At 36.6% G+C, this 25,252-nt stretch carries 14 protein-coding genes and 1 pseudogene; 13 read left to right on the top strand and 2 right to left on the bottom strand.

Features of this window, described 5'->3' with window-relative positions; translation table 11 throughout:
* Positions 1-5: 5 nt before the first annotated feature.
* From DW862_RS06100 to DW862_RS06040, 13 genes are all read left to right on the top strand, one after another.
* Positions 6-2,357: a class I SAM-dependent DNA methyltransferase gene (locus DW862_RS06100; RefSeq protein WP_120067482.1), complete on the top strand. Its 2,352-nt coding sequence runs from the start codon at positions 6-8 to the stop codon at positions 2,355-2,357.
* 11 nt (positions 2,358-2,368) lie between these two features.
* Entirely contained in the window at positions 2,369-3,556 is a 1,188-nt protein-coding gene (locus DW862_RS06095) for a restriction endonuclease subunit S (RefSeq protein WP_120067481.1), read from the top strand.
* A 16-nt stretch (positions 3,557-3,572) separates the two neighbouring features.
* Entirely contained in the window at positions 3,573-4,220 is a 648-nt protein-coding gene (locus DW862_RS06090; protein ID WP_120067480.1) for a GIY-YIG nuclease family protein, read from the top strand.
* Between the two features lie 78 nt (positions 4,221-4,298).
* Positions 4,299-5,819, top strand: a complete 1,521-nt coding sequence (locus DW862_RS06085) for a hypothetical protein (protein WP_133304314.1) — start codon at positions 4,299-4,301, stop codon at positions 5,817-5,819.
* Positions 5,803-8,349: a phospholipase D family protein gene (locus DW862_RS06080; RefSeq protein ID WP_120067478.1), complete on the top strand. Its 2,547-nt coding sequence runs from the start codon at positions 5,803-5,805 to the stop codon at positions 8,347-8,349. The genes DW862_RS06085 and DW862_RS06080 overlap by 17 nt, the downstream gene beginning before the upstream one ends.
* 217 nt (positions 8,350-8,566) lie before the next feature.
* On the top strand, positions 8,567-9,109 hold the full coding sequence (locus DW862_RS06075; RefSeq protein WP_120067477.1) for an RNA polymerase sigma-70 factor: 543 nt from the start codon (positions 8,567-8,569) through the stop codon (positions 9,107-9,109).
* A gap of 58 nt (positions 9,110-9,167) precedes the next feature.
* A complete protein-coding gene (locus tag DW862_RS06070; RefSeq protein ID WP_004310976.1) occupies positions 9,168-10,163 on the top strand; it encodes a FecR family protein in 996 nt (331 codons plus the stop codon).
* A gap of 127 nt (positions 10,164-10,290) precedes the next feature.
* The gene (locus DW862_RS06065) at positions 10,291-11,238 is read left to right on the top strand and encodes a glycosyl hydrolase family 18 protein (RefSeq protein WP_120067476.1); all 948 of its coding nucleotides are present in this window, start codon (positions 10,291-10,293) and stop codon (positions 11,236-11,238) included.
* A gap of 264 nt (positions 11,239-11,502) precedes the next feature.
* Positions 11,503-14,844 (top strand): TonB-dependent receptor, encoded by a 3,342-nt coding sequence (locus tag DW862_RS06060; protein ID WP_120067475.1) that lies wholly within the window; start codon positions 11,503-11,505, stop codon positions 14,842-14,844.
* A gap of 19 nt (positions 14,845-14,863) precedes the next feature.
* Complete coding sequence (locus DW862_RS06055) at positions 14,864-16,471, top strand: RagB/SusD family nutrient uptake outer membrane protein (protein WP_120067474.1); 1,608 nt, start codon at positions 14,864-14,866, stop codon at positions 16,469-16,471.
* Between the two features lie 43 nt (positions 16,472-16,514).
* Positions 16,515-17,465 (top strand): glycoside hydrolase family 18, encoded by a 951-nt coding sequence (locus DW862_RS06050; protein ID WP_120067473.1) that lies wholly within the window; start codon positions 16,515-16,517, stop codon positions 17,463-17,465.
* Between the two features lie 12 nt (positions 17,466-17,477).
* Positions 17,478-19,139 carry a BT_3987 domain-containing protein gene (locus tag DW862_RS06045; RefSeq protein ID WP_008021167.1) on the top strand — a complete coding sequence of 554 codons (1,662 nt, stop codon included), beginning with the start codon at positions 17,478-17,480 and terminating at the stop codon, positions 19,137-19,139.
* A 31-nt stretch (positions 19,140-19,170) separates the two neighbouring features.
* Positions 19,171-20,421: a DUF1735 and LamG domain-containing protein gene (locus DW862_RS06040; RefSeq protein ID WP_061447693.1), complete on the top strand. Its 1,251-nt coding sequence runs from the start codon at positions 19,171-19,173 to the stop codon at positions 20,419-20,421.
* 794 nt (positions 20,422-21,215) lie between these two features.
* Here the strand turns inward: DW862_RS06040 and DW862_RS06035 are convergent.
* Both DW862_RS06035 and DW862_RS06025 read right to left on the bottom strand, forming a co-directional pair.
* Positions 21,216-21,902 (bottom strand): annotated as a pseudogene (locus tag DW862_RS06035) (DUF1016 N-terminal domain-containing protein); the annotation flags it as partial.
* Positions 21,903-22,367: 465 nt separating this feature from the next.
* Positions 22,368-25,145, bottom strand: a complete 2,778-nt coding sequence (locus tag DW862_RS06025) for an AAA domain-containing protein (protein ID WP_120067472.1) — start codon at positions 25,143-25,145, stop codon at positions 22,368-22,370.
* Positions 25,146-25,252 lie beyond the last annotated feature (107 nt).

Here is a 25,252-nt window from a genome sequence, read left to right as displayed (position 1 = left end):
AATAAATGGCGATTAAGAAATCTCAAATATACAGCACTTTATGGAGTAGCTGTGATGTACTCCGTGGTTCTATGGATGCTAGTCAGTACAAGGATTATGTATTGATGATGCTTTTTGTAAAATACTTGAGTGATAAAGGTAATGATGAAAACAGTTTGTTTACGATCCCATCAGGCTGTCGGTTTTCTGACTTTGTGGCATTGAAAGGGCATGATGGCATTGGTGAGGCTATTAATAAGAAGTTGGAAGCTATCAAATCCGAGAACTCTATATTCTTAAGCAAACTGGCATTACCTAATTTTAATGATCCGGCTAAGTTTGGCAAAGCAAAAGACATGACTGATACTTTGTCAAAGCTAATCGCTGTTTTCGAAACGGATGCATTGGATTTTAGTAAAAACCGTTCTGCTGATGATGATATTTTGGGGGATGCTTATGAATATCTGATGAAGAATTTTGCAGCTCAGAGTGGTAAAAGTAAAGGGCAATTTTATACGCCTGCCGAGGTCAGCCGTACGATGGCAAAAATGCTTCATTTAAATGAATTTACATCTCCATCAACAACTATTTATGACCCTACCTGTGGATCGGGCTCGTTACTACTTCGGGCTATTAGCGAAACGCCAAACGGTGCAACTCCGTTTGGACAGGAAAAAGATAACGCTACGGCATCTCTAGCCATATTGAATATGCTTCTTCACGGAGTAGATACAGCTACTATTGAGCAGGCTGACACCATTAACAGTCCTCAATTCTTAGCAGGAGGTACACTGGAAACATTTGATATTTGTATAGCCAATCCGCCTTTTTCTACAAAGGACTGGTTGGGAGCTGTTGGTGAAGATGATATTTATCATCGTTGGAATAAGGATATGTGCCCGCCTGCCAAATGTGGAGACTATGCTTTTCTTCTTCATCTTATTGCTTCTATGAAATCGGGAACAGGACGAGGTGCTTGTATTTTGCCTCATGGGGTTTTATTTCGCGGAAACGCTGAGTATGCGATTCGTCGTCATATTGTGGATAGTGGTTACATAGAAGGTATTGTGGGATTACCTGCTAATATATTCTTTGGAACAGGTATCCCTGCTTGTATTCTGATTATCAATAAAAAGGGAGCTGCAAATCGTGAAGGTATTTTCTTTATTGATGCTAAAGATGGCTTTGTTAAAGATGGTGCAAAGAATCGTTTACGTGAGCAGGATATCAAGCGGATAGTCGATACTTGGGAGAATCGCCAAGATGTGTTACATTATGCACGTTTTGTAAAGATGGAAGAGATTATTGAGAAGAATGATTATAATCTCAATATTCCTCGATATATAACAGCCCGTGATACGGAAATACAGCAAGATATTGATGCTCATTTACATGGTGGTTTACCTAAGCACGACATTGACCAAATGGAAGTGTATTGGAAAGCTTGTCCTTCACTTCGTGATGCATTATTCATGCCGTTGTCTGGTAGGGAAGGGTATTTCTCTTTAAAACCGAAAAAAGAGGATGTAGCTTCATTTATTGCGAAAGAAAACAGTTTTGTACATCAGCAATCTTATTTTGAGCAATCCATTACCGATTGGTCGAATGAGGTGCGACCTAGTATGCTGAATTTGGGAATTGATATAAATCCTAAAGAAATGATTGAAAAGTGGGCTCAAACTTTACAGGATGCTATGCAGAAAGATAAGAGTTTGGTAGATGCCTACGATGCTTATCAGCAATTGATGACTTACTGGAATGACACATTGCAAGATGATTGTTATATGATTTCGCGTGACGGTTGGAAACTTACTCTTTTAAAAGGAGATAAAAAGAACTCTACCTACGAGGATATGTCATGTGACCTTTTGCCTGTAAATATTGTACTTCAAGAGTTTTTTAGTGCTGAGATTGACACAATTTCAACTCTGTTGGCTACTAGTGAAACTTATGTTTCGCAATTGCAGGAGTTGTTGGATAAAGCAAAAGAAGAAATAGGTGAAGAAGATGAAGAGGAACTGAAACGGATTATTGATGAGGTTAAAAAAACACCGGAATATAAGGCTATCGACAAAAAAAAGAAAGAAGTTGATAAAGAAATAAAAGAAAAGAAACAGACACTAACGCTTCTTGTTGAGGGTAAGTATGCTACATTTACGGAAAATGAAATAAAACTGTTGGTGGTTGATAAGAAATGGTTGGCTGCTGTTTCTTCAATGATTCATAGTGAAATGCAACAACTTACTCAACAACTGACTTCGGAGGTTATTGGCATTGCTGAACGTTACGAACAGACTTTAGCGGATTTGGATAAAGAGTTAAAAGATTACGAGAGCAAGGTAATGGAACATTTGAAAGAAATGGGTTTTAAATTTTAATTCTATGAACGATGATTAATACTAGGTGTAAGGAGACGAATATTGAAGAGATTCCTGAAGATTGGGAAATATCTAATGTGGGAAAGATCTGTGATGTTGGTACAGGAAGTCGTAATACTCAAGATAGGGTGGAATATGGTAAATATCCATTTTTTGTACGTTCTCAAGAAGTAGAGCGTATTAATTCGTATTCATATGATTGTGAGGCTGTTTTAACAGCCGGAGATGGTGTTGGTACGGGGAAGGTTTTTCATTATATTGATGGAAAATTTGATGCTCATCAACGAGTTTATGTGATGACTCATTTTGTAAATAATGTAGATGGAAAATTCTTTTATTGGTACTTTTCTAAAAAATTCCATAATAGGGTTCATCTAATGACAGCTAAATCTTCAGTAGATTCTGTTCGAAAAGAAATGATAACAGAAATGGAACTTTTATTACCACCATTGAAGGAACAGCAACGTATAGCTGTAGCCCTTAGTGAGATAGACGCTTTACTATTAGTTTTAAATAAAAAGATAGAAAAGAAAAAACTGATAAAACAGGGAATCATGCAACAACTGCTTACTGCTAAAAAACGACTTGCTGGATTTACCGAACCATGGGAGGAAGAAAGGTTGGGAAAAAAATCTTATATATGTAGAGGTGGTTCACCAAGACCAATAAGTTATTTCTTAACAGATGATGCTAATGGTATAAATTGGATTAAGATTGGAGATGTGACTATTAAATCTAAATATATAAATAAAACAGCAGAGCGGATTAAACAGTCTGGGGCTTCTTGTTCGAGAAAAGTTTATAAAGGAGACTTTATTTTATCAAACTCTATGAGTTTTGGTAGACCATATATTCTAAATATTGATGGATGTATTCATGACGGTTGGTTAGTTATTCAAGAATATCAGGAATATTATAATATAGATTTTTTATATTATATATTAAGTTCTGAGTTTGTATACAATCAGTATAAGTCGATGGCTGCAGGTAGTAGTGTTCAAAATTTAAATAAGGAAAAAGTTGAGAATGTTGTTTTGTGTACTCCTGCTTCAAAAGCCGAGCAAATTGCTATCGCTACCATTCTTTCCGATATGGATGCAGAAATTGAAGCCCTAGAGACGAAACGATCCAAATATGAACAAGTGAAGCAAGGTATGATGCAACAATTACTTACTGGAAAGATACGTTTAATTGATTAATTATTGAAATTCAATTATGATACAAGAAGAAAATAAAGGCATAGTCTATTTATTAACAAATGAATGCATGCCCGGTATTGTAAAAATTGGTATGACGAGCCGAGCAGATATGGATAATAGGTTGAAAGAGCTTTATACAACAGGAGTACCTCAACCATTTGAGTGTGTTTATGCTTGTAAAGTAGATTGCTTTAAAGAATTGGAACAAGCTCTACATGAAGCTTTTGAACCTCAACGTATCAATCCTAATCGTGAGTTTTTTCGAATAAAGCCATCGCAAGCGATTGGTATACTTAAGCTTTTCAACCGAGGTAATATCACAGCTGAAGTTGTTAAGGAAATGGAAAATGACATATCTGAAGAAGAACAAAACAATCAACGGAAAAAACGCTGTGCTTTAAATTTCTTTGAAATGGGTTTAAAGGAAGGTGATACTTTAGTATATCTCCATGATGACAAATATACTTGTATCGTAGCATCTGCCCGTAGAGTAATATTTGAAGGTAAAGAAACTTCTCTTACAGCCATTACCCATAAATTGATGGACTGTAAATATGCGCCTCAGCCGACAGGACATTGGACATGTGAAGGCCGAAATTTGGCTGACTTGTATGAAGATTGGCAAGAAAGATTGGCTAAAGAATCTGACGACGAGCCTGAGTGATAATTGGGTTCTGTATCAATGTTATTATATCCAGCAGTTAGCAACAATAATAAATAGCGACACAAATAAGATTGAGTTATGGCTAAGGAAAAAATTATATCAAAAGTTCCATTCATGGGGGAAGGTATTAAGATAAATGCTGGACTCAACCAACTTGGTATGCGTAGTATTGGTGAGCAATTGTTTAACAAATTATTACCAGGACTCAATAATGTGTCTTCTAGAATTAGGTATTATAGTTTTTATTGTTGGCTGTTCAATCGCTTCTATGAAGGAATAGAAGAAGCTAAAGTTTCAGATTTTCAGTTTTATTATAAGAAAGCAGAATATCTTTTAGCATTAATCAATTCTGATAAGACAGGAATACCTGGAAGTACATATGCCATTAAACAAAAAGCAGTACTGCAAAACGAATATGTGCTTGATGCTGGTGTGAATGGTGATTGGGAAAATAAGAAATATTGGAAAAATCCGGGCGGTGTTTTTACTCAGTACTATGTTCGCTCACTGCTTGATATAGGGATCATTGGTTCTATTAAAGATGCTAATGATATGCCTACTTCATTGTATAAACCAATGAGTGTAGGAATTGATTTAGCTGCATCATTCGAAGAATCTGTAACGAAGGATAAGGCGGATAAGTTTTTATATATTGTTCAGTCTGGAGTGGTTAAACAGTCTGAACTTAATGAGCTTTCTGTTGCCTTTGACATGCGTTCGTTTCCAGAGAATAGTATAGAAAGAAGTTTATTGGTGGAACTGTTACTTGATGTTGATTATCCAACCAAGGAATTTTCTGATAGAAATCGTCAGAGGACTATTTTTTATTTGTTAGAATATGCGGATACAGCAGTAACTCCAATAAGGGATTTGGATTTTGTATCTTATATGTATAGTCGTTTCCATAATTCGACTGTGCGGGACAACACACTATGGGGATGGTATGCTTATTTTATAAATGAAGATTGGCAATATCAAAGTTCTTTTGTCTTTGAAGAACTCATAGATACATTCTTAAAGAAGAAAGAAAATGGAAGATGGGTTTCAATTAAAATAATAACAGAAGATATGGTACAGGTTATTTGTGATTATTTGGATGTACCGGAATCTACATTACTTTGCGAGGTAATTGATAAAATAGATGATATAGAAAGTCCGAAGGATGATGCTTCTGCTGGAATTAGACAATTATTATATAACTATCGTCAAAACTTGGAAATTCAAAAAGAACTAGCATCTCTTAGAAATGCATTTCAAGCTCTTTCTAATGATAATTACTTTACTTTTATGCAAAATATTAGTAAAAGAACAAATGAGTCTTTTGGTGATTTTCTGCGCTATTTCATCGTGGAGGAAATAATATATAGACATTATCAGGAAGCATTTCGTAAGATGCGAGTTACAGGGATAGCTACGCAAAAATTCTCCTTGGAAGGAGGATATATCAGATATTTGGCTGATGTGGATACGACGCATTCTTCTCCGCGATTAGAAACTCTTATCGAATTCTTGAATGATCTTGGTATAATAGAGAATGATCATTTAACGCCATACGGCAAACAGATACTAAAAAAAATGAACCATGATAAGTCCGCATAACATATTAAAACTGATAAAAGGCAATTCAACAATGTATCATTCAGCTGTGCTGACTTGTTATACATTTGATCCTGTTTTCTTTGGTGCATATTACTTGCCCGTATTGAGGAATGTGGGGATTGTGAATGTCGTGGTACTAATGGATTCAAGACAATACGATGCTTTAATGCAGGAACTTCCTAAAGGGGTAGATTGTTCATTCGGTTATACTTTAATTAGAATGAAACCTGGGAGCGGTATGGGCGTTTTCCATTCAAAGGTATCTTTTTTAGTCGGAGAAAAACAAGGATTATTATTGATCGGCTCTGGTAACCTTACATATAGTGGAATTTCTCTTAATGATGAAGTTTGGGGAGAATTTGAGATAAGTTTAGAAAATAATCGTTTCTCTTTTTTATTCAGACAAGTGTGGGCTTATATTCGTTCTTTTTTACCTCATCTTCCTCGTTTATTATCTATTCAACTGGGGTGGATGGAGGAGAACTCAGAGTGGCTTTCTAAACTTTTGAATACGGATAGCCCAGTCAGTGAAACAGTTATAACAGAAGACGGCATTGAAGTTTCTTTTGTATGTAATATTGAAAGTGATAGTATTTATACTCAAATAAGAAACAAATTAATTAATGTGATAGTCACTCGACTAATTGTTGTATCTCCATTTTACGATGTAAATGGAGGAAGTCTTGATAAATTGTCCCGAGAGTTCCATATTCAGGAAATTCAATTAATCATTGATCCGGATAATGGTACTGTACCTTATGCATTCTCCGAACAAAATGCCCGAATAAGCATATATAAGTGGTGTGATGTATATAAGGATTCACGTAGGCTTCACGCAAAGATATTCCAATTTGAAACAAATTTAGGAACATATTTACTTATAGGAAGTGCTAATGCTACCTCAAATGCTTTAGGATTGAATTCAAAAGCTTATAATGATGAAGTCGGATTGTTTCTTTACGATTCAAGTGGAAGAAGTTTTGTACAAGAAATGGGAATAACTTTGTCTGAAGAGGGGATGAGTATAAGTGATTTACAAGATTATAAACCTTGTCCTATTGCCCAAAAGCCTAATGATGTGTTTCATTTACATATATTATCTGCTCAGATTATCAATGATAAATTAGAGATAGAACTTGATGGTAGTGCAGAAGATTGTTATATAGATATTTTTGATATTTCCAATGAGTGTATAAGGATTCCATACAGAAAAAATATACCTGTCCAAGAAATCTCATTAGTACCTCATCATGTTGTTATTAGTAATATTGACGGCCCAATATCAAATAGATATACAATTCTTAATGAAGATGATATTTTAAAATATAATCCGAATATTAAGAATAGTAAATTAAAACATCTCATTGCGGTTTCAAATAAATGGGATGATAATTTAGCTAGTATTTTACAATATATCACTTTGGATACAGATAGGGAATCGTCTACAAAAGTCGTAACTCCCAAAGCTAATGTTCATGGACGTAACAAGGCTGATGAAAAAGTTTCAAAAGAACGATTCGACTATCTTACTTCAAATTTTAAGGCTGAATTATCGACAAATAGTAATCTTCTGATTGCGGAGTTATTTAATGCGATTTTTGATCGTGGTTATGAGGATGAAACTACCTCTGATCTGACAAAAAAAGAACAGGAAGATATATCTGTTGCTAATATTACTGAAACAGAAGAACAAAAAGAGAAACGTCATAGAAGAACATCGAAAACGGTAAATTTTTATCTAAGAAAGTTGGATAAGCATTATAATGCTCAAATGCCCAATAGAAAAATGACGATGGGGTATGGCAGGCAAAAATTCTATGCGACTTTAAATGATTATTCGGCATTAGTAGTAGCAAGTCATATCATATTATTTGAGCTTACACATGATGATATCCCAAAAACATCGATGCAGTCTATGTTTATGTCCGTCATTAGTAAAGCGACGATTTTATATACTGAAGGATTTGAATATACTGATTTTTACTGTAGGGCAAAAATGAAAGGAATGCTTAAGCGTTTTTATACAAACGCAATGCTTCTTTTCGCGCATTTTAGATGGGGACATATCCAAACAAATGATGTTAGGATTGTTCTGCTTAATTTATTCTATCAGCTTCGATTTTTAAATGATGATAATAAGGTATCTTCTAATACTATAAAGGAAATAGAAACGATTATGAGTGAATTGCTTCGGGATGCAGAACGGAATAAACTGAGTATTTGTGACACTTCACTTTTACTTGTTAAAGAGACTTTTGATCTGTTTTGTAACTTCGTTCAATGTATGAATAATGATAGTAAATATTTATTGTCTGAACTATCAAAAGGAGATATTATCAAAGTGCCAATATTTGGATTTGTGGCATTGGAAAGTTATTACGTTAATCAAGGTGGCTTTTATCAATATAAATTTTATCATCCGGCTTTTACAACGGATGATAAACCGGAACTTGCTGCAAAGACACTTTTAGCATTAAACCATCAGAATATAGATGATACTATTGGATTAGAAGAGGTTATTACGAAATAAAAGGAGTATCTAAAGAGTGTATAATATAATCTACTGTTAATCTATTTCACAAAAGTCTAATTAGACAGCGCTTGGGTTGATTTTTATTTTAAGCACCTATGGGATAACAAAGAAATATTCCAGTTATATTTTATTGAAAATAAAACCATTATTACTTTTAATTCTAGATAAGTTACTCTATCTTTGTAAGGTAGCACAAACAAAAGTGTAACCTTATATGAATCAAGACCATTGTTTAGTAGAACAGTTTGAAATGATATTTAGAGCTCATTTCTCTTCAGTGAAGTTTTTTATCAATACGTTTCTTAAATCGGAAGCAGATGCGGAAGATTTGGCTCAAGATGTATTTACCAAATTATGGACTAATTTTGAGACGTGGCAAAATAATGATGGAAAAGAAGGGTATATATACGTTATGGCAAAAAATGTAGCATTTGATTTTATCAAGCACAAAAGACTGGAAAATGATTATCGGGAGGAACAAATAAAGAAAAGTACAATTAAGGATTTGTTAGGCTTCTCAGATCCGTTAAATTCGCTTTATTATAAAGAAATGCAACTAATAATAAGAATGGCTCTTGAAAACTTTCCTGAACGTCGCAGAAGGATTTTTGAGATGAGCCGTTTCAATAATATGAGCAATCAGGAGATTGCATTATCCTTACATCTTTCTGTTCGTACAATAGAGCATCAGATATATTTGTCGCTTCAAGTTTTAAAGAGAATCATTTTAATTTTATTTTTCCTGTATTTTCTTTAAGTAGCTGGAATGTTTCAATCGTTATATATGAAATTTCAAAATCTAATATAATGATAACATGAAGAATTATTTTCAGAAAATATTATCCCTTTTTGCCCGACATAATTATTCGGAACAAACAAATCAAATGTTTTACAGGTGGTTGGTTGATAATGAATATGAAAAAGAAAAGGATGAAGCATTACAGGAGCTTTATCTAGAAGCAAGAAAAAAAGGAAAAGTATTCGACCTGGAGAAATCACTGGAACGTTGGAAGTTAGATAACAATCTTACACATGTTCAACCTCAGCAAAAGTCCGATAAAAAACTGTTTATGCGATTGTGGCAATCGGTAGCTGTTATATTATTAATAGTATCTATATCTTTAGGATATCTGCTTTGTAAGGCAGAAAAAGACGATTCAGGAATAACTCAGCAATGCATATCGGGCACTCAGATGAAGACCTTTTTTTTGCCTGACGGAAGTCGGGTAAGCATGAATTCGAGGAGTATGTTATTATATCCCGAACAATTTACAGGAAAGTACCGTAGTGTTTTTCTAATTGGCGAAGCTAATTTTAAAGTAAAAGCTAATAAAAACAAACCGTTTATTGTCAAAACCAATGATTTTCAAATAACAGCTTTGGGAACCGAGTTTAATGTATCCGCATATACTGAAGATAATAATGTTTTTACAACTCTAATAACAGGGAGTGTTCTTGTGGAATTTGACGACTTGGGCAAAAAGAAGTTGCTTAAGCCAAATGAACAATTGGTGTATAATAGGAAGAGCCGTCAAGATACTCTGACTTATCCTGATATGAAAGATGTGACAGCATGGCAAAAAGGTGAGTTGGTATTTAATCGAAAGACTATAACGGAGATTATAACGATATTGGAACGTAAGTACGATTGTAAGTTCTTTTATAATCAGCATAGCTTAAAGAATGATCGTTATAGTTTCAGGTTTAAAGATAATCCACCTTTGTCTGAAGTTATGGATGTTATTGTTGATGTAGCAGGAGATTTATGTTTTAAGATAGAACATGATAAATGCTATATTATGCAGAAATAATTTTGATATTAGAAAGTTAAAGCGGTGGAAGGTATGTCGAATAACTAAAACGGAGAAAGGAGGAATTATTAAACTTTTAGAACGAATTACCTAAGTGAAATAGTAACCATATAAAAAGTAATACTATATGAAAAATTTGAAATACTTCTTGTTACTCGTTGTAGCAATGGTGACAGGAACTTTGATCACAAGTTGTAGTAATGATGATTACATGGCAGAGACACAACAACAAGGGATTTCGCCAGCTACTCGCAGCGTCAGCGACAAGATGCCGAAGTTGACTACTTATATTGAAACTAATGATGTAAATCCTCTAAATGCAGGAGAGTACTATTTTACAGGTACGGAGCCGCAAGAACAGGTGATTGATAATGTGATTCTGTTTGCTTCTAATATTCGGGGTACGGCTAGTACTGTTCAATTGTATCATAATAATAATCAGTCTCATATATTGACCAACGCTGGTACGCTTATCGCTCCTTTACAACAGAAAGGTATCAGAGTCTCTTTAGGGCTGTTAGGTGATCACACCGGAGTGGGGTTCTGTAACTTGACACCGGCCATGATTGAACGTTTTGCACAACAGATTGCCGCTTGTGTTAAGCAATACAATTTAGATGGTGTGGATTTTGACGATGAATATGCAGACTATTGGAAGGCACCTTCTAATTTGCCTTCACCAAGTACTACGATTTTTGGAAATCTTGTAAAAAGAGTACGTCAGTTGTTGCCTGATAAACTGATTACAGTATTCAGTTTTGGTGGTTATACAAATTTTGATGCGACTACAATGAATGCCATTAGTTACATGTGGCCTGATTTCGGAGCGGATTGGAGTACTTCGGCCGGATTAGGGAATAGCAAATGGGCAAAGATGTCAATACACTGTACGGATGGTAGGCCAAGTGCAGGTGTGATACAAAGTAGCGCTGCAAATTATAGTGGCTATGGCGCCATTATGATGTTCAATCTACGCGAGTCCGGTCAAACAAGCTTAATGAATAACTTTGCTTCAAGAGTTTGGGGAGGCAAGACCGTATCTCGTACGACGACTATCTATGCGAAGAATTATTAAGATATCAGGACGCTCCATGTGAATGAATTGAAGACTGGAAGTGATAGACTTTCAGAGAAGGACACTTCCGGTCTTTTATAAATTAACCTGAATATACAAACTGCAGATGCCTTTCATTTGTTGATAGGCACTGCTTAATAATAAAGATATATGTGAAAAAGTATCTATGCCAGGAATCTTTCTGCCTTGGATATGAAATCGAAAATTAAAACAGATAGACATGTGTTGCGAATAAAAAAGTTAGCAAACTAATACTTAAAATTCATGTTACACAGTTATACATTGAAAAATGATAAGAAGGCAAAAGGGATAAGATTTGTGTTGTTTTTATTTATGGTTGTAATACAAGCTACAGCTTTTGCCCAAGGTGGTATGAAAATTACTATTCAAAAAGAAAATATAACTGTTATTGAAGCACTGAAAGAAGTGGAGAAGCAATCAAAGCTTTCAGTAGGATATAACGATTCGCAATTAATTGATAAACCGGCTATTAATCTCAATTTGAAAAATATTGATTTGGAAAAAGCCCTCTCGATTATCCTTAAAGGAACAGGATTTACTTATGGAATTAAAAGAAATTATATTAATATTATTCCTCAACCCAAAACAGGAGCTGTGGTTATTAAACAGGTAACAGGCAGGGTTGTTGATGAGAAAAATGAACCTCTGATAGGAGTAAATATACGGGTAGAAGGGACTGATGATGGAACTGTTACTGATTTGGAGGGTAAGTACGTCATAAAAGCTTCTATAGGTAGTATATTAAGCTTTACTTATATTGGCTATATTTCGTCTTATGTAAAAATAACAGATAAGAATGTATACAATATACAAATGTCTGCTAACGTAGAGGCGCTAAATGAAGTCGTTGTAACTGCCTTGGGTATCAAGAGGGAACAAAAGGCTCTGAGTTACAATGTACAACAGGTAAAATCCGACCAGTTGACAAATGTCAAGGATGCAAACTTTATTAATAGCCTGAATGGTAAAGTCGCAGGAGTTAATATCAACAGTAGTTCTTCAGGAGTAGGTGGAGCTAGTAAGGTGGTGATGCGTGGTACAAAGTCGATTGAACAAAGCAGTAATGCATTGTATGTTATTGACGGTATTCCCATGTTTAATTTCGGAGGTGGCGGTAGCATGGAGAATGGTTCACAGGGAGTGACTGAAAGCATTGCCGACATCAATCCGGATGACATTGAAAGTATCTCAGTGCTAACTGGAGCAACAGCTGCCGCCCTTTATGGAAGTAATGCGGCAAATGGAGCCATCGTTATTAATACGAAACGTGGCAAAGTTGGTAAATTGCAGGTTTCTGTGTCTAGTAATACCGAATTCGCTAAACCATTCGTACTTCCACATTTTCAAAATCGCTATGGTACAGGCAGTTCGGGAAAAGCAGGTAATTCTACTACGTTGAGTTGGGGGACTTTATTAAATGACGCATCTCGTAGAAACTATGAACCACGTGATTTCTTTGATACGGGGATAACTTATACCAACTCCGTTACATTATCAACGGGAACAGATAAGAATCAGACCTTCTTTTCTGCTGCTGCGGTTAATTCGGAAGGGATTGTACCGAACAACCGTTACAACCGTTTTAATTTCACCTTCCGTAACACTACAAACTTTCTGAATGACAGGATGAAGCTTGATGTAGGTGCAAGTTATATTATTCAGAATGACCGCAATATGACTAATCAAGGTGCTTACTCAAATCCGATAGTTCCTGTTTATTTGTTTCCACGTGGCGACGACTTTAATTTGATAAAAGTGTTCGAACGTTGGGATCCGGCCCGTAAGATTAAAACCATGTTTTGGCCTCAAGGGGAAGGAGACTTGCGGATGCAGAATCCTTATTGGATCGCTTATCGCAATTTACGGACGAATGACAAGAAGCGTTATATGCTGTCTGCCTCTTTAAGTTATGATATTACAGACTGGCTGAATATTTCAGGGCGTGTTCGGGTTGATAATTCCAGTACCAAATATGAACAAAAATTATATGCAAGTTCCAATACTACTCTTACTGAAGGTAGTGCGCAGGGATTTTATGCTATATCTAAACCTGACGAAACACAAGTGTATGCTGATGCGTTGGCAAATATAAATAAACGTTTGGGTGATTATTCTATTGTGGTCAATATCGGGGCGAGCATCGTAGATAATAAGTATGACGAATTGAGTTATCGTGGACCGATACGTGCCAATGGTATTCCCAATGTTTTTAATGTGTTTGATCTTGACAATACTCAGAAGAAAGCACGTCAGGATGAATGGGAAGAGCAGACGCAGTCTATATTTGCCAGTGCTGAAGTAGGGTGGAAGAGTATGTTTTATCTTACGCTGACCGGACGTAATGACTGGGCGTCACAGTTGGCAAACTCATCTTCTACTTGTTTCTTTTATCCGTCAATTGGACTTTCGGCTGTCGTCTCTGAAATGGTGAAACTACCTTCTTTCGTTGATTATCTGAAAGTGCGCAGTTCGTTTAGTTCGGTGGGTATGCCTTATCCTCGTAACTTGACATCGCCTACTTTTGAGTATGACGAAACTACTCAAACGTGGAAGCCGAAAACACATTATCCCATTGGTGACCTTAAACCTGAACGGACCGATTCATGGGAATTAGGCTTGGATATGCGGCTTTTCAAGGACTTTAATCTTAGTTTGTCATGGTATTTGGCTAATACGTTTAATCAAACGTTCGATCCGAAAATTTCCGTGTCATCTGGATATACCACCATTTATCTTCAAACAGGATATGTACGTAACCAGGGAGTAGAGCTTTCATTTGGTTATGGACATACATGGAAGAAAGATTTTCGCTGGCAAAGTAATTTTACATTAAGCCATAACAAGAACAAAATTATAGAATTAGTAAAGGACTATATACATCCGGAGACTGGTGAGTCTATAAATAAAGATCGGCTGGATGTAGGCGGACTCGGAAAAGCCAAATTCATTTTGAAAACAGGAGGTTCGCTGGGTGACCTTTACACACAGTCTGATTTGAAGCGGGACGACAATGGAATGGTAGAAATTTCTCCTGCGGGTACGTTAGTAACAGTGAATAATCGACCTGATATTAAATTAGGAAGTGTTTTCCCTAAATGTAATTTGGCATGGAACAATCAGTTTTCATGGAAAGGGTTTAATATAAGTGCTTTAGTTACTGCGCGTATAGGCGGTATTGTTTATTCGGCTACTGCAGCGGCTATGGATCAATATGGGGTGTCTGAAAGTTCGGCGGTTGCCCGTGATAATGGTGGGGTATTAGTGAATGGACGTAATAGAGTGGATGCACAGACATGGTTCACGGCTATCGGTTCACAAAGTGGTCTGCCACAGTATTATACTTATAGTGCTACCAATATTCGATTGCAGGAGGCGGCTATCGGTTACACGCTTCCACGTAAATGGTTGCATGATGTATGCGATATTCAGTTGTCTGTTGTGGGACGCAATCTCTGTATGATTTATAATAAAGCTCCTTTTGATCCGGAAGCCGTTGCAACGACTGGTAACTATTATCAAGGGATCGACTTTTTCATGTTGCCGAGTACCCGTAATGTCGGTTTGAATGTGAAAATCAACTTTTAACAGATAAAAAGTAGTTACTATGAAATATATAACATCTATCATAAAATTGCTTTCGCTAGCACTATTGCTTATTGTCGGTTACGCTTGTACGGATAATTTCGATAAAATCAACCGGAAGGATTATCAGGTTGACAAAGAAGAACTGGGGCGTGAAAGTTATAACGTAGGCGCCAGTCTTAAAGGATTACAAGGGTTGGTGATTCCTACGGAAGAACATCTCTATCAGTTTGTTGAAGCACTTGGCGCAGGTGCGTTTGCCGGTTACATTGGTTGTACTGTAGAATGGACGGCTAAGTTTGAAACGTATAATCCGCCAATAGATTGGCAAGAAGCTCCTTTTTCCGATTTAGTCACCCGTACTTATCCGTTTTATCGGGACTTGTTGGACAAAACAGACGATCCTGTGGCGTTGGCACTGGGAAAACTGTTTCGTGTGGTCATCATGCAGCGTGTGACAGATATGTACGGTCCGATTCCTTATTCAAAAATCATTTCTAAAACAGGTAAGGTTTCTCTTACCGTACCTTATGATTCGCAGGAAGAGGTATATAAGCAAATGTTCAGTGAATTGGACGAAGTGAGTGATGTCCTTAGGGATAATCTCAATTTGAGTGCGGAAGCTTTTCGTAAATTTGATGATGTATATCAAGGCGATCTTTCCAAATGGCTCAAATTTACTAATTCACTCAAATTGCGTATGGCCATGCGCTTGACTTATGTACCGGAAATGCAGGCGGAAATACAACGAATAGCCGAAGGAGCTGTAACGGCAGGCGTAATGATGGAAATAAATGATAACGCTTTCTTGAAAGTGGAAGAAAATAGGGTTGCTATGATTTTTAATGACTGGAATGACCAGCGTGCGGGGGCTGATATTATCTCATATATGAATGGTTATAAAGATCCGCGTCGGGAAAAGATGTTCACTACAGTGAAAATGACTGTATATGATGAAAACTTCCAACCGCAAGAGGTTGATGGATACGCGGGTATTCGTATTGGCATTGATGTGACTACCAAGGATGAGATGGTAAATGCATACAGCATACCGATTATCAGCAGTACCAGTCCTTTTTTATGGATGAATGCCGCAGAAATCACTTTCTTACGTGCCGAAGGTGCCTTGCGAGGCTGGAATATGGGTGGGGAAGCTAAAGATTTATATAATATGGCGATAGCCCTTTCTTTTGAACAATATGGTCTGTCGGGTTCTGAAACCTATGCGAAGAATTCGACTGACACTCCGGAAGCGTACAATGATCCGACATTTGCCTATACTGATTGGGAAGGTCCGAGAAGTACTATTACTATTGCTTGGGAAGATGGTGCGGATAATTTTGAACGTAATCTTGAACGTATCATCACTCAAAAATGGATTGCTAATTTCCCTTTAGGTGTTGAGTCATGGAGTGAATTCCGTCGTACAGGATATCCTCATCTTATGCCGGTTATAGAAAACAAAAGTGGTGGTAGCATCAGTTCCGAGTATATGATCCGTCGTTTGTGGTATCCGCCTACAGAATATACTGAAAATCTTTCGAATATCAATTTGGCGATAGGTATGTTAGGAGGTCCTGACAATGGGGGAACGAGATTGTGGTGGGATAAGAAATCTTATCTCAATTGACGAGAGAGTTTGAATACGAATAAAAGAATGAAAAAGAATTTATATGAAAACAATAATATATAAACAATTCATTTATAGTCTTCTGTTTTTAACGGCTTTTTTATTGCCTGTTGCTTGTGATGACTGGAATGAACCTGAAATTGTAGATATTGATATTAATAGTGCGAAAGAACAGAATCCGGAACTATGGGCGCGTTATATGCAGGCATTACGTACCTACAAACAAAGTGAACATTACTTGTCATATGCGCACTTTGATAATTCTCCGGAAAAATCGCTAAATGAAGGTAGTTATCTTCGGTCATTGCCGGATTCGTTGGATATTGTGACCTTGGGTAATTCTCATCAAATCTCTGATTATGATCGGGAGGATATCCCTCTATTGCAGGAAAAGAGTATCCGGGTGCTTTATTTGATAGATTATGTAGCTCACGCCTCTTCCTTAACAGATATCACGGCATTAAATAGTTGGTTGGATAAAGAAATTGCTACGTCGGCCGAACTCAATCTGGACGGATTTGCTTTTACCGGTCTTCCGCTCTATAATGGAACTGATGCTGAATTGGCATCGTATAAAGAGAAATCACGGCTGATTGTTTCTAAATTATCTACTGCTACGGGACAGGATAAATTATTGGTATTGGAAGGAAATCCGGCTTTCGTTGATGAAGCAGACTTTGACAAATTGAATTATATTGTGTTGAATACTGCAGAGTTGACCAATGTTACCGATTTGAAATTGCAGGTGACGGGGATTCTTGCCAATAGTTTATTGTCTAAAGATAAATTATTGTTATCTGTTCAAATGGGCGGACAAGTAATTGATGAGACTGGTGTAAAACAAGAGGCTGTAACTTTAATGACTGACCGTGTGGTTGCTCTTGGTCCATTAGCTGGATTGGGAATTTATGCTATAGGCAATGATTATTATAGCCCGATAAGGAATTACGAGATTACACGAACGGCTATTCAACTAATGAACCCATCGAAATAAAAAAGAATTAATATGAAAAAGAATCTTATCATACATTTTATATTAGTATTGTTACTGAAAATAGGAGTAACAGGGTGTACCGAAGAGACTATCTCAATGAATGCGGACAGAATGCCTGACGAGACGGCTATGGATAATATTGCAGGTGCCCTGCGTAACACAACTACATTGACTAATAAAGCATTTATTGAGTTGACGGAAGGGGACGAATCTGCCACAGAGGAAATATTCTATTCACTGTCACAATCAGCCGGAAGCAGGTTGACTGTCACAGCCGTTGTAAACGAGAAGCTTGTAGAAGATTATAATGAGGAAAACAATTCCAAATTGAATACATTGCCGGCTGGGAATGTGGAGTTCGAAAATGGCGGAGTTCTTTCAATAGATGCTGGAGAACAAAAATCTGCCAAAATCAAATTTACTATATCCACAGCCGGACTGAATACTGATACTCCATATCTTTTGCCATTAACTATGGAAGAAATACCTACAGGAGTAAAGGTGGATACTAAGAAACAGGTGCTTTATTATATTGTGAATATTCGGAAAAGAATAACGACTTGTTATCCTAATAACCAGTATGAACAAATAGATATGCCGCCAATGCTACCTGATGCATTTGTTGTTTTCTATGTGAATACTTCAACTTATCAACCGTTGATAGCTGATGTTTATGGAATTCAAAAAATTAATCAGATAGATTATACTCAAACTTTACATAATATAGGTAGTATCGTGAATCTACGAATTGTGACAATGGACTATGAGTCTGCAACAGGACGTGCACTGCTCAATTTGAGTAGTGATATACGTGATGTGTTGGAAAAGGCGGATAAGTTTATTCGTCCGCTTCAGGAACACGGACGTAAAGTATGTCTTAGCATTGAAAATGGTAATAAAGGATTTGGCTTTTGTAATTTAAACGATATGCAGCTTGCAGATTTTGTTCAACAGGTGAAAAATGTGGTAGAACTTTATCGTTTGGATGGAATAAATCTCTGGGACAAAGTGAGTACTTATAACAAGGAAGGTATGTTTGCTATGAATACAGTCTCTTATCCTAAACTAATAAAAGCATTGCGGGATGCACTTCCTGAAAAGTTGCTGACAGTTGTTGATAAGGGAGAAGCTACTGAATATTTTTATGATGTAAATCGATGTGGCGGCATTGAGGTAGGTAAGTATATAGACTATGCGTGGCATGCGTATGATAGTGGAAAAGAAGTGGTACAGATTATAGAACCATGGGACGCAGAGCATCCTTATAGTGAATATACTCGTAAACCTATTATAGGGCTGGCACCGGAATGTTATGGAAGTCTGGTTATTCCATTATATGAAAAAGGAGAAAATCCTTTGAGAGATAAATCGCAATATAGGATGGTGGATTGGAAAATGAATAAGCGTAAAAAAAATAATATTGTTGTATATGCGTTTGATCTTACAGCCAATGAGCAAAATATGTATGAAGGAATGGTGAACGATATCGCGATAGGAGATGGCATTAACGCTATGATGGATGATGGTGCTTATTGGGGGCAATCCATCTATCCTCCTTATGATTGGGGATTTATTTCCGGTGAGTATTCTTATACCTATAAACCGTTGGACTGGCTTTTGCGCCAGATGTATAATGTGTATTCAAAAGGATGGGTACGTCCGTCCGGAATGTGAGAAATGAAATGAATCTTAAAACTAAGATATAATGAGTCTGATAATTCAAAACAAGAATATAATGAAAATAAGTAATAATTGTTTGGTCATGGTTTTCCTGTTATTAATAACAGGTTGTGACAACAAAGATTATACTAAGGAATCTCCTTTTGGTAATAGTGTATATATTGATGCGGCGAAAGTGAAGGATATAGCTAATTTCACATTTAATAATCTTAAACAGGATGGACAGCAACAGATTTCTGCTGTACTGGCATATCCTGCTGAGCAGGATATAGATGTCAGCTTTCGGACAGATCCTTCATTGATAAGTTATTATAATGCACGTTTAGGGAATAATTATGCAATGTTGGATGCTAAGTATTATAAGTTTTCTACCCAGCACGTTGTCATTCCTAAAGGAAATGTAGATTCAGAAATGGTCACTATTGAATTTTCCAACCTGATAGACTTGGATATTGACACTAGCTTTCTATTACCTGTTACTATTGGAGAAGCATCAGGAGGGATGAGTATATTGGACGGCTCTAAAAATATCTGTTACATAGTGCGTCGTTCCAGTGCTATAACTACTGCTGTCAGTCTTGCTAACAATTATTTTGAGATACCGGGATTTGTTGCCGGTAGTCCTACTGCTAATGTAGTAAACGGATTGAAGCAACTTACTTTCGAAGCTGTTGTTCGAGTGAATAGATTTGATCCTCTTACCGAAATCTCATCCATTATGGGTATTGAGCAATATTGTTTGTTACGTTTTGGTGATTCTGGCTTTCCTAGACAGCAATTGCAATTTGCGGCTAATGAAATGAAATTTCCAAATGCCAATGATGGTAAACTGTTGCAACCTGGTGAGTGGTATCATGTTGCCGTTACTTATGACACAGAGACAAAGGCTGCTATTATGTATGTAGATGGCAAAGAGCAGAGCCGCGTTGACGATTACGGAAATGGGGAAGCCATAAACCTTGGAAAACAGAAGAAAGGAGACTTTATGTTTAAGATAGGACACTCTTATGGAGACCCCGACGATATGAGTCGGCAATTAAATGGAGAGATTTGTGAAGTACGTATATGGAATGTGCTCCGTTCACAAGAAGAAATTTACAGGAATATGTATGATGTTGATCCCCGAACTACTGGTTTGAAAGCTTACTGGAAGTTCAACGAAGGTAAAGGAAATAACATTGCAAAAGACTTGACCGGTAATGGAAATGATGCTGTGGCTTATACAACTGCTATATGGCCGGAGGGGATTGAAGTACCGCAGAAAAATAAAGAGTAGCTTTCGGGAATAATATCTTGAAATGAAATTAGTGCAAATAAATCACCTTTGTTACATTGTGTTTCAAAGGTGATTTTTCTGTTTAGATTCAATTCTTTAAAATATCAGTCATTTTATCTTAGGCGATATATAATGTGCATTTGCTATAAGAATAATGCTTGGTGCTTTGGTTTTCTCGGATTTTATGTTCACCTTTGTATTGCATTACAATATTTAAGTCGTTTATATGTCTTAGGAGATCCTTAGTTGTCGTCAGTTGCAGGTATATATATACTTTGCAGTTAATGATAGTACGGCTCTGTGTTCCTCGTGTGGTAGGTTAATTACCCCACTCATATCCTAGGCTGCGGCTAATAGATTTGTAATGCAGCGGGGGATCAGGGTCGTATCTTTTTATTGAGATTTTTATATACCATTCTGCATTATTTTATAATAAAACATTGATTTTATTGGCTTTATAAGGAAATAGTCTTATCTTTGTAGGGCATTACATGTCTATTTTGCCGACTGGAAGCCAAGGAGCCTTTAGTCGTAAACGACTACGAACATATTAAAAATATGTTCGTAGTTTCGCGATATTACGGTTCTGTCCCCGTGTGGAGGGTTAATGCCCCCACTGTATCCTAGGCTTCGGCATAGATATGTAATGCAACGGGTCAGCAGGACCGTATTTTTTATATTGATTTAGAACTTGACTCTGTAAAGACCCTGTAAATGGGAAAATTTAGCAATATAAATATTATTTTATGTATCGTTTATCGTATTGATTGAGTAATGAAACGTGCGATATAGTTTAGTTCCATCAGGAATCGGGTAATGTTATTCAGTAGAGCATTTTTGAGCAATCGTTCATTGTAACGCCCAGTTATACCCGTGAAAGCAAAATTGTAGGGGTCTTTGGTCAACTCCTGTGCAAGGTCGCTCATCGCATCGGGCAATGTTTTTGTAAAGTTAGTCAGTGCCTTGCCCTGCCGCTCATAAAGGTCGGTGCTAATGAAATTGAGCAGCATACTACGACTCCAGCCGTTCTCCACCGTCTGGTGAACATAGAACAGAGCTTTGTCTATATCGTCTTTCACTTTATCCATTATCAAGCAATGGTGTCTCCATGGGACTTCAAATATTCCACCAACTTGGTGGAATAATTCCGTTTCATTTTTTCCACCAAGTTGGTGGAAAGTTTTCAAAGCATCCTTATATAACAAATAAAACTTCCTACAATAGTAAATATTGCTCTTTGACAAACCAGCTGCATTGGGTATAGCTTCACGTAAATCTTTGCTCAATTGAGTGATAACACTTTCGCCCCAGCGTTCTTCTACGTGCAATTCAACAATGTCACGACCTAAAAGCCAGTTGAATTTCAACTGTTCCACATTTACTTTCACCGCTGCCTTTATTTGGCTTTGACGATAGCGACCGCAAAGGTCTTTCACCCATTGCAGATATTCTTTATCAAGTATGTTTATTGACTTGTTCATCGTAATCTATAATACTTCAGTTGCGTTAATTTTTAGTTCTCCTGACATCAGCTTCGGGAGAAGTGTGTCGCGTAGAATTGTTAACCTAATACTTTCCTGTTCATTTCTTAGTATTTGGTCGAAATACGATTTATTTATCTGCCTATTTTTGTAAAACAGATGATTCTTATTGTTATATGTATTGTATCTTATCCGCATTTTAATTAATGTATTTACGATGAGATAGTTTTTTGTCATTGTGATTAATGTTTATTTATGTACTCACTTTAAGTTCTTAGAAACTTTTAATGAGGTTGATGCAAAAGTAGAAAATAATTTCCATAGTGCTGTTGTACTTTAAATGAGAAGTAAATGTAGGCATTATTATTGATGTGATTGTTATAGTTGGAGTAAAATTTATTCTTTTGGTTGTTAGAATATGCAGAAACTCCTATTCTAACAAAAAAATGATTTGCAATGAACATTCTAATGCAAGTTTAATACTTCGCTTAACTTATCCTCAATAATTTTCTTCTCATTACTACCAATAGTAGACAATCTCACCAATGGAATTCCGTACAACTCTAAGATACGATCCTTTTTAATATCACGTTCTGACTGACTCGTCCCCGATTTGTGGAATGCATAACCATCCGTCTCAATAGCCAATACCGGTTGTTTGCTCACACGATTGTAAATTAGAAAATCAATATGAGTATTTATATTTGCAGCATATTTGCTTTCCTCTTCATTCAATAAAGAATAATCCTGAATCAACATATAGAGTGGTAAATGGCAAATGATATTCAAATGACGCATATTGATATTTTCTTTCAGGATATCTTCGAGTAAGGCAAATGTAAGATTCTCGGAATCATATTCGGATATTTTTTTGTGCTTCTTCAAATAGGCTATTCGGGCATCTGTATATTGCTCATATAGATAATCGAATATAGAATGAATCTTACTGGTGGAAACAGTGCCATTGTTATATTCGATATAAGCGATCAAATCGCTGATATTGCAGTCTTTGGGTTGTTCGTTTCCCGATACGACTAAATAGAATTGTGACTTAGCCCGTGAAACAGCAACATTGAGCAGGTTGGGATCGTCGGAAAAGGAAGTGATGACATCGTCGACAGTGGTCATAATGATAGCATCCTTTTCTCTTCCCTGAAATTTGTGGACTGTTGCAACATCAATATCCTCTTCAAGTGCGGATTTTACTGCATCTACTTGTTTGTTATATGGAGCTATGACGCCAATTTCATCTGTTTCATAAGATAGATTCGGTAGTACTTCTTCTTTGATAACATCTATTTCCCGTTGATTCATGTGGCTGCGGGAGTGGTTACCTTTGGCTGTCCGTATGGCACAAATGACATCCTCTTCTCCTTTATCACGTGTCATGATGACAAGATCTCCACCATAAAATTTCTGATTACAGAAGTTGATGATTCGAGGATGGCATCGATAATGTTCCCGTAACAAGGTCTGCGGTACATTTGGAATAACTTTGCAGACGGATTGCAAAAAACTCATATTGGCACAATCATATTCCGGTTTAATCAGGCACGCATTGGCGATAAAGTTTAGCGTTTCCTTATTTTCTTCCGTGACCACATTGGGAAGTTGCATGGTGTCACCGACAATGATTGCATTTTTAGCACATGACAAGGCTAAAGCTCCGGTTTCAACGGAAACCTGTGACGCTTCATCCATAATGATATAATCATATACGGCATCTCGTTGCAGACTGCTTAATGATGAAAAGGTTGTACTTAAGATAATAGGGTATTCTTTTTGTACCTCTCGCCAATTATTTTTTAGATCAGGGAGCGTAAAGATGGGCTTGTCATGATTATTGCCATAGGTATGAAATAACTGATTCTTTAGATATTTCATTGATGTATTGGCCATTTGTCTAGCCATTCCTGCTGCATCTTTGTTGGCAAGCTCCTTTTCTAATGTGTCTATTTCAACTTCCAGTTCTGCATACTTTGTTTGGTAGAATAAGATTTGGAAGTCGGCGATAATCAAACTCATCTCCCGTTTATAGAAACCTTTATCGGGGATTTTACAAATCGCTTTGCTTCTGAATTTAAAGAATAACCATTTCAACCGTTGAATAAAAGCTGCTATTCCCCGAAGACTTGATGATTGCTCTTTTTCTGCAAATTGTTGACATTCATTCCATAAATTCAGAAGGTCTGCCGAGCTGGAACTCTTTCGTTGTTGGAGAGTAATTTCTTTTGTTCCGAACTCTTGCAGATAATGTTGCCACTCTATTTTTAAAGCTTGTATTTCCTGTCTTGCCATGGCAAGGCGTTCCTGTTTGGAAAATATGCTTTTTAGTTCTTCGGTCTGATGATGTATCTGATTGAGAAATTGAGGTTGGTCGGCATCTGCATCATGCCATGACTCAAAGTTCTCCGGATATTGTTTTTCCTCTTCTTGAGTTTCGATGAATTTCTCTTTGTTAGCTGTGCTGCCAAGCAATGCAACAATGAATCCCATATCGTATTTGGATAACTTCTCAAGTACATTGACAATGGCGGAGTTATTATTAGATACTACCTGAACAGTCTTACCACGCACAAGGATATTGGCAATGATGTTCAGAATCGTTTGTGTCTTTCCGGTTCCCGGAGGTCCTTGCACAACACTGATTTGATTCTCAAAAGCTGCCTGGACTGCTTTTTGCTGGCTTGCATTACAACCGAAAGGAAAAATCAAGGTTGAGGAAGTCTGGGTCTGCATTTTATATTTTTGAGGATTCAGATATACAGCAATTGCTCTGTTGCTTGCGATGAAATGAATCTTTTCATATTGTTTTGCCAATAGCTTCGTTCCGTCATCAGCTTTCAATTCGTTTGCATCGGCAACTTTCTTCAAATATTCGAATATACTTTTCGAACGACTCTCTCCCAAGCATGATTCGATAATTTCTAAGTCTTTTTCTCTGTAATCATACTCTTTACCATTCTGAAAACGAATGTGCCAATAGCTGTGTGATCCGGCCTTAAAAATAGATAAGGCTTTGATGTTTGATAAAGTTCTCCCTTTACTGATTATTTGATAATTATTGGGGTCCGGTTTGTCCGGATCAGTCAGCCAAAGGACATTTTCTTCTTTGTAAGTATACGCACTAGGAACATTTCGGAATACTATCTTATAGTTGCCATCATAATTCTGGCAGCTTTCTATTTCGGGAGTCCTGATTTGACCTTTTATAATAATCAGATTTTCGGAAGTATCTATCATAGGCTTGTGTGTAAATATAATAAGTCGTGCTGCTGTTTTTATTTATTATTTTGGATATAAAAGTAAGAATATTTTCCAGAATATCAAAGCTGAAGTAGAAAAAACAG

This window comes from Bacteroides sp. AM37-9 (assembly GCF_003603455.1).
In the GTDB taxonomy this organism is placed as follows: Bacteria; Bacteroidota; Bacteroidia; order Bacteroidales; family Bacteroidaceae; genus Bacteroides; species Bacteroides xylanisolvens.
The sequence above is the reverse complement of the archived record's forward strand: the minus strand, read 5'-3'. Positions and strand labels throughout refer to the sequence as shown.

Coding starts and splice junctions, on each gene's coding strand:
- DW862_RS06045 (WP_008021167.1), top strand. CDS start 17,478: ATGAAAAAGAATCTTATCATACATTTTATATTAGTATTGTTACTGAAA.
- DW862_RS06080 (WP_120067478.1), top strand. CDS start 5,803: ATGATAAGTCCGCATAACATATTAAAACTGATAAAAGGCAATTCAACA.
- DW862_RS06100 (WP_120067482.1), top strand. CDS start 6: ATGGCGATTAAGAAATCTCAAATATACAGCACTTTATGGAGTAGCTGT.
- DW862_RS06025 (WP_120067472.1), bottom strand. CDS start 25,145: ATGATAGATACTTCCGAAAATCTGATTATTATAAAAGGTCAAATCAGG.
- DW862_RS06055 (WP_120067474.1), top strand. CDS start 14,864: ATGAAATATATAACATCTATCATAAAATTGCTTTCGCTAGCACTATTG.
- DW862_RS06060 (WP_120067475.1), top strand. CDS start 11,503: ATGTTACACAGTTATACATTGAAAAATGATAAGAAGGCAAAAGGGATA.
- DW862_RS06095 (WP_120067481.1), top strand. CDS start 2,369: ATGATTAATACTAGGTGTAAGGAGACGAATATTGAAGAGATTCCTGAA.
- DW862_RS06065 (WP_120067476.1), top strand. CDS start 10,291: ATGAAAAATTTGAAATACTTCTTGTTACTCGTTGTAGCAATGGTGACA.
- DW862_RS06090 (WP_120067480.1), top strand. CDS start 3,573: ATGATACAAGAAGAAAATAAAGGCATAGTCTATTTATTAACAAATGAA.
- DW862_RS06085 (WP_133304314.1), top strand. CDS start 4,299: ATGGCTAAGGAAAAAATTATATCAAAAGTTCCATTCATGGGGGAAGGT.
- DW862_RS06075 (WP_120067477.1), top strand. CDS start 8,567: ATGAATCAAGACCATTGTTTAGTAGAACAGTTTGAAATGATATTTAGA.
- DW862_RS06070 (WP_004310976.1), top strand. CDS start 9,168: ATGAAGAATTATTTTCAGAAAATATTATCCCTTTTTGCCCGACATAAT.
- DW862_RS06040 (WP_061447693.1), top strand. CDS start 19,171: ATGAGTCTGATAATTCAAAACAAGAATATAATGAAAATAAGTAATAAT.
- DW862_RS06050 (WP_120067473.1), top strand. CDS start 16,515: ATGAAAACAATAATATATAAACAATTCATTTATAGTCTTCTGTTTTTA.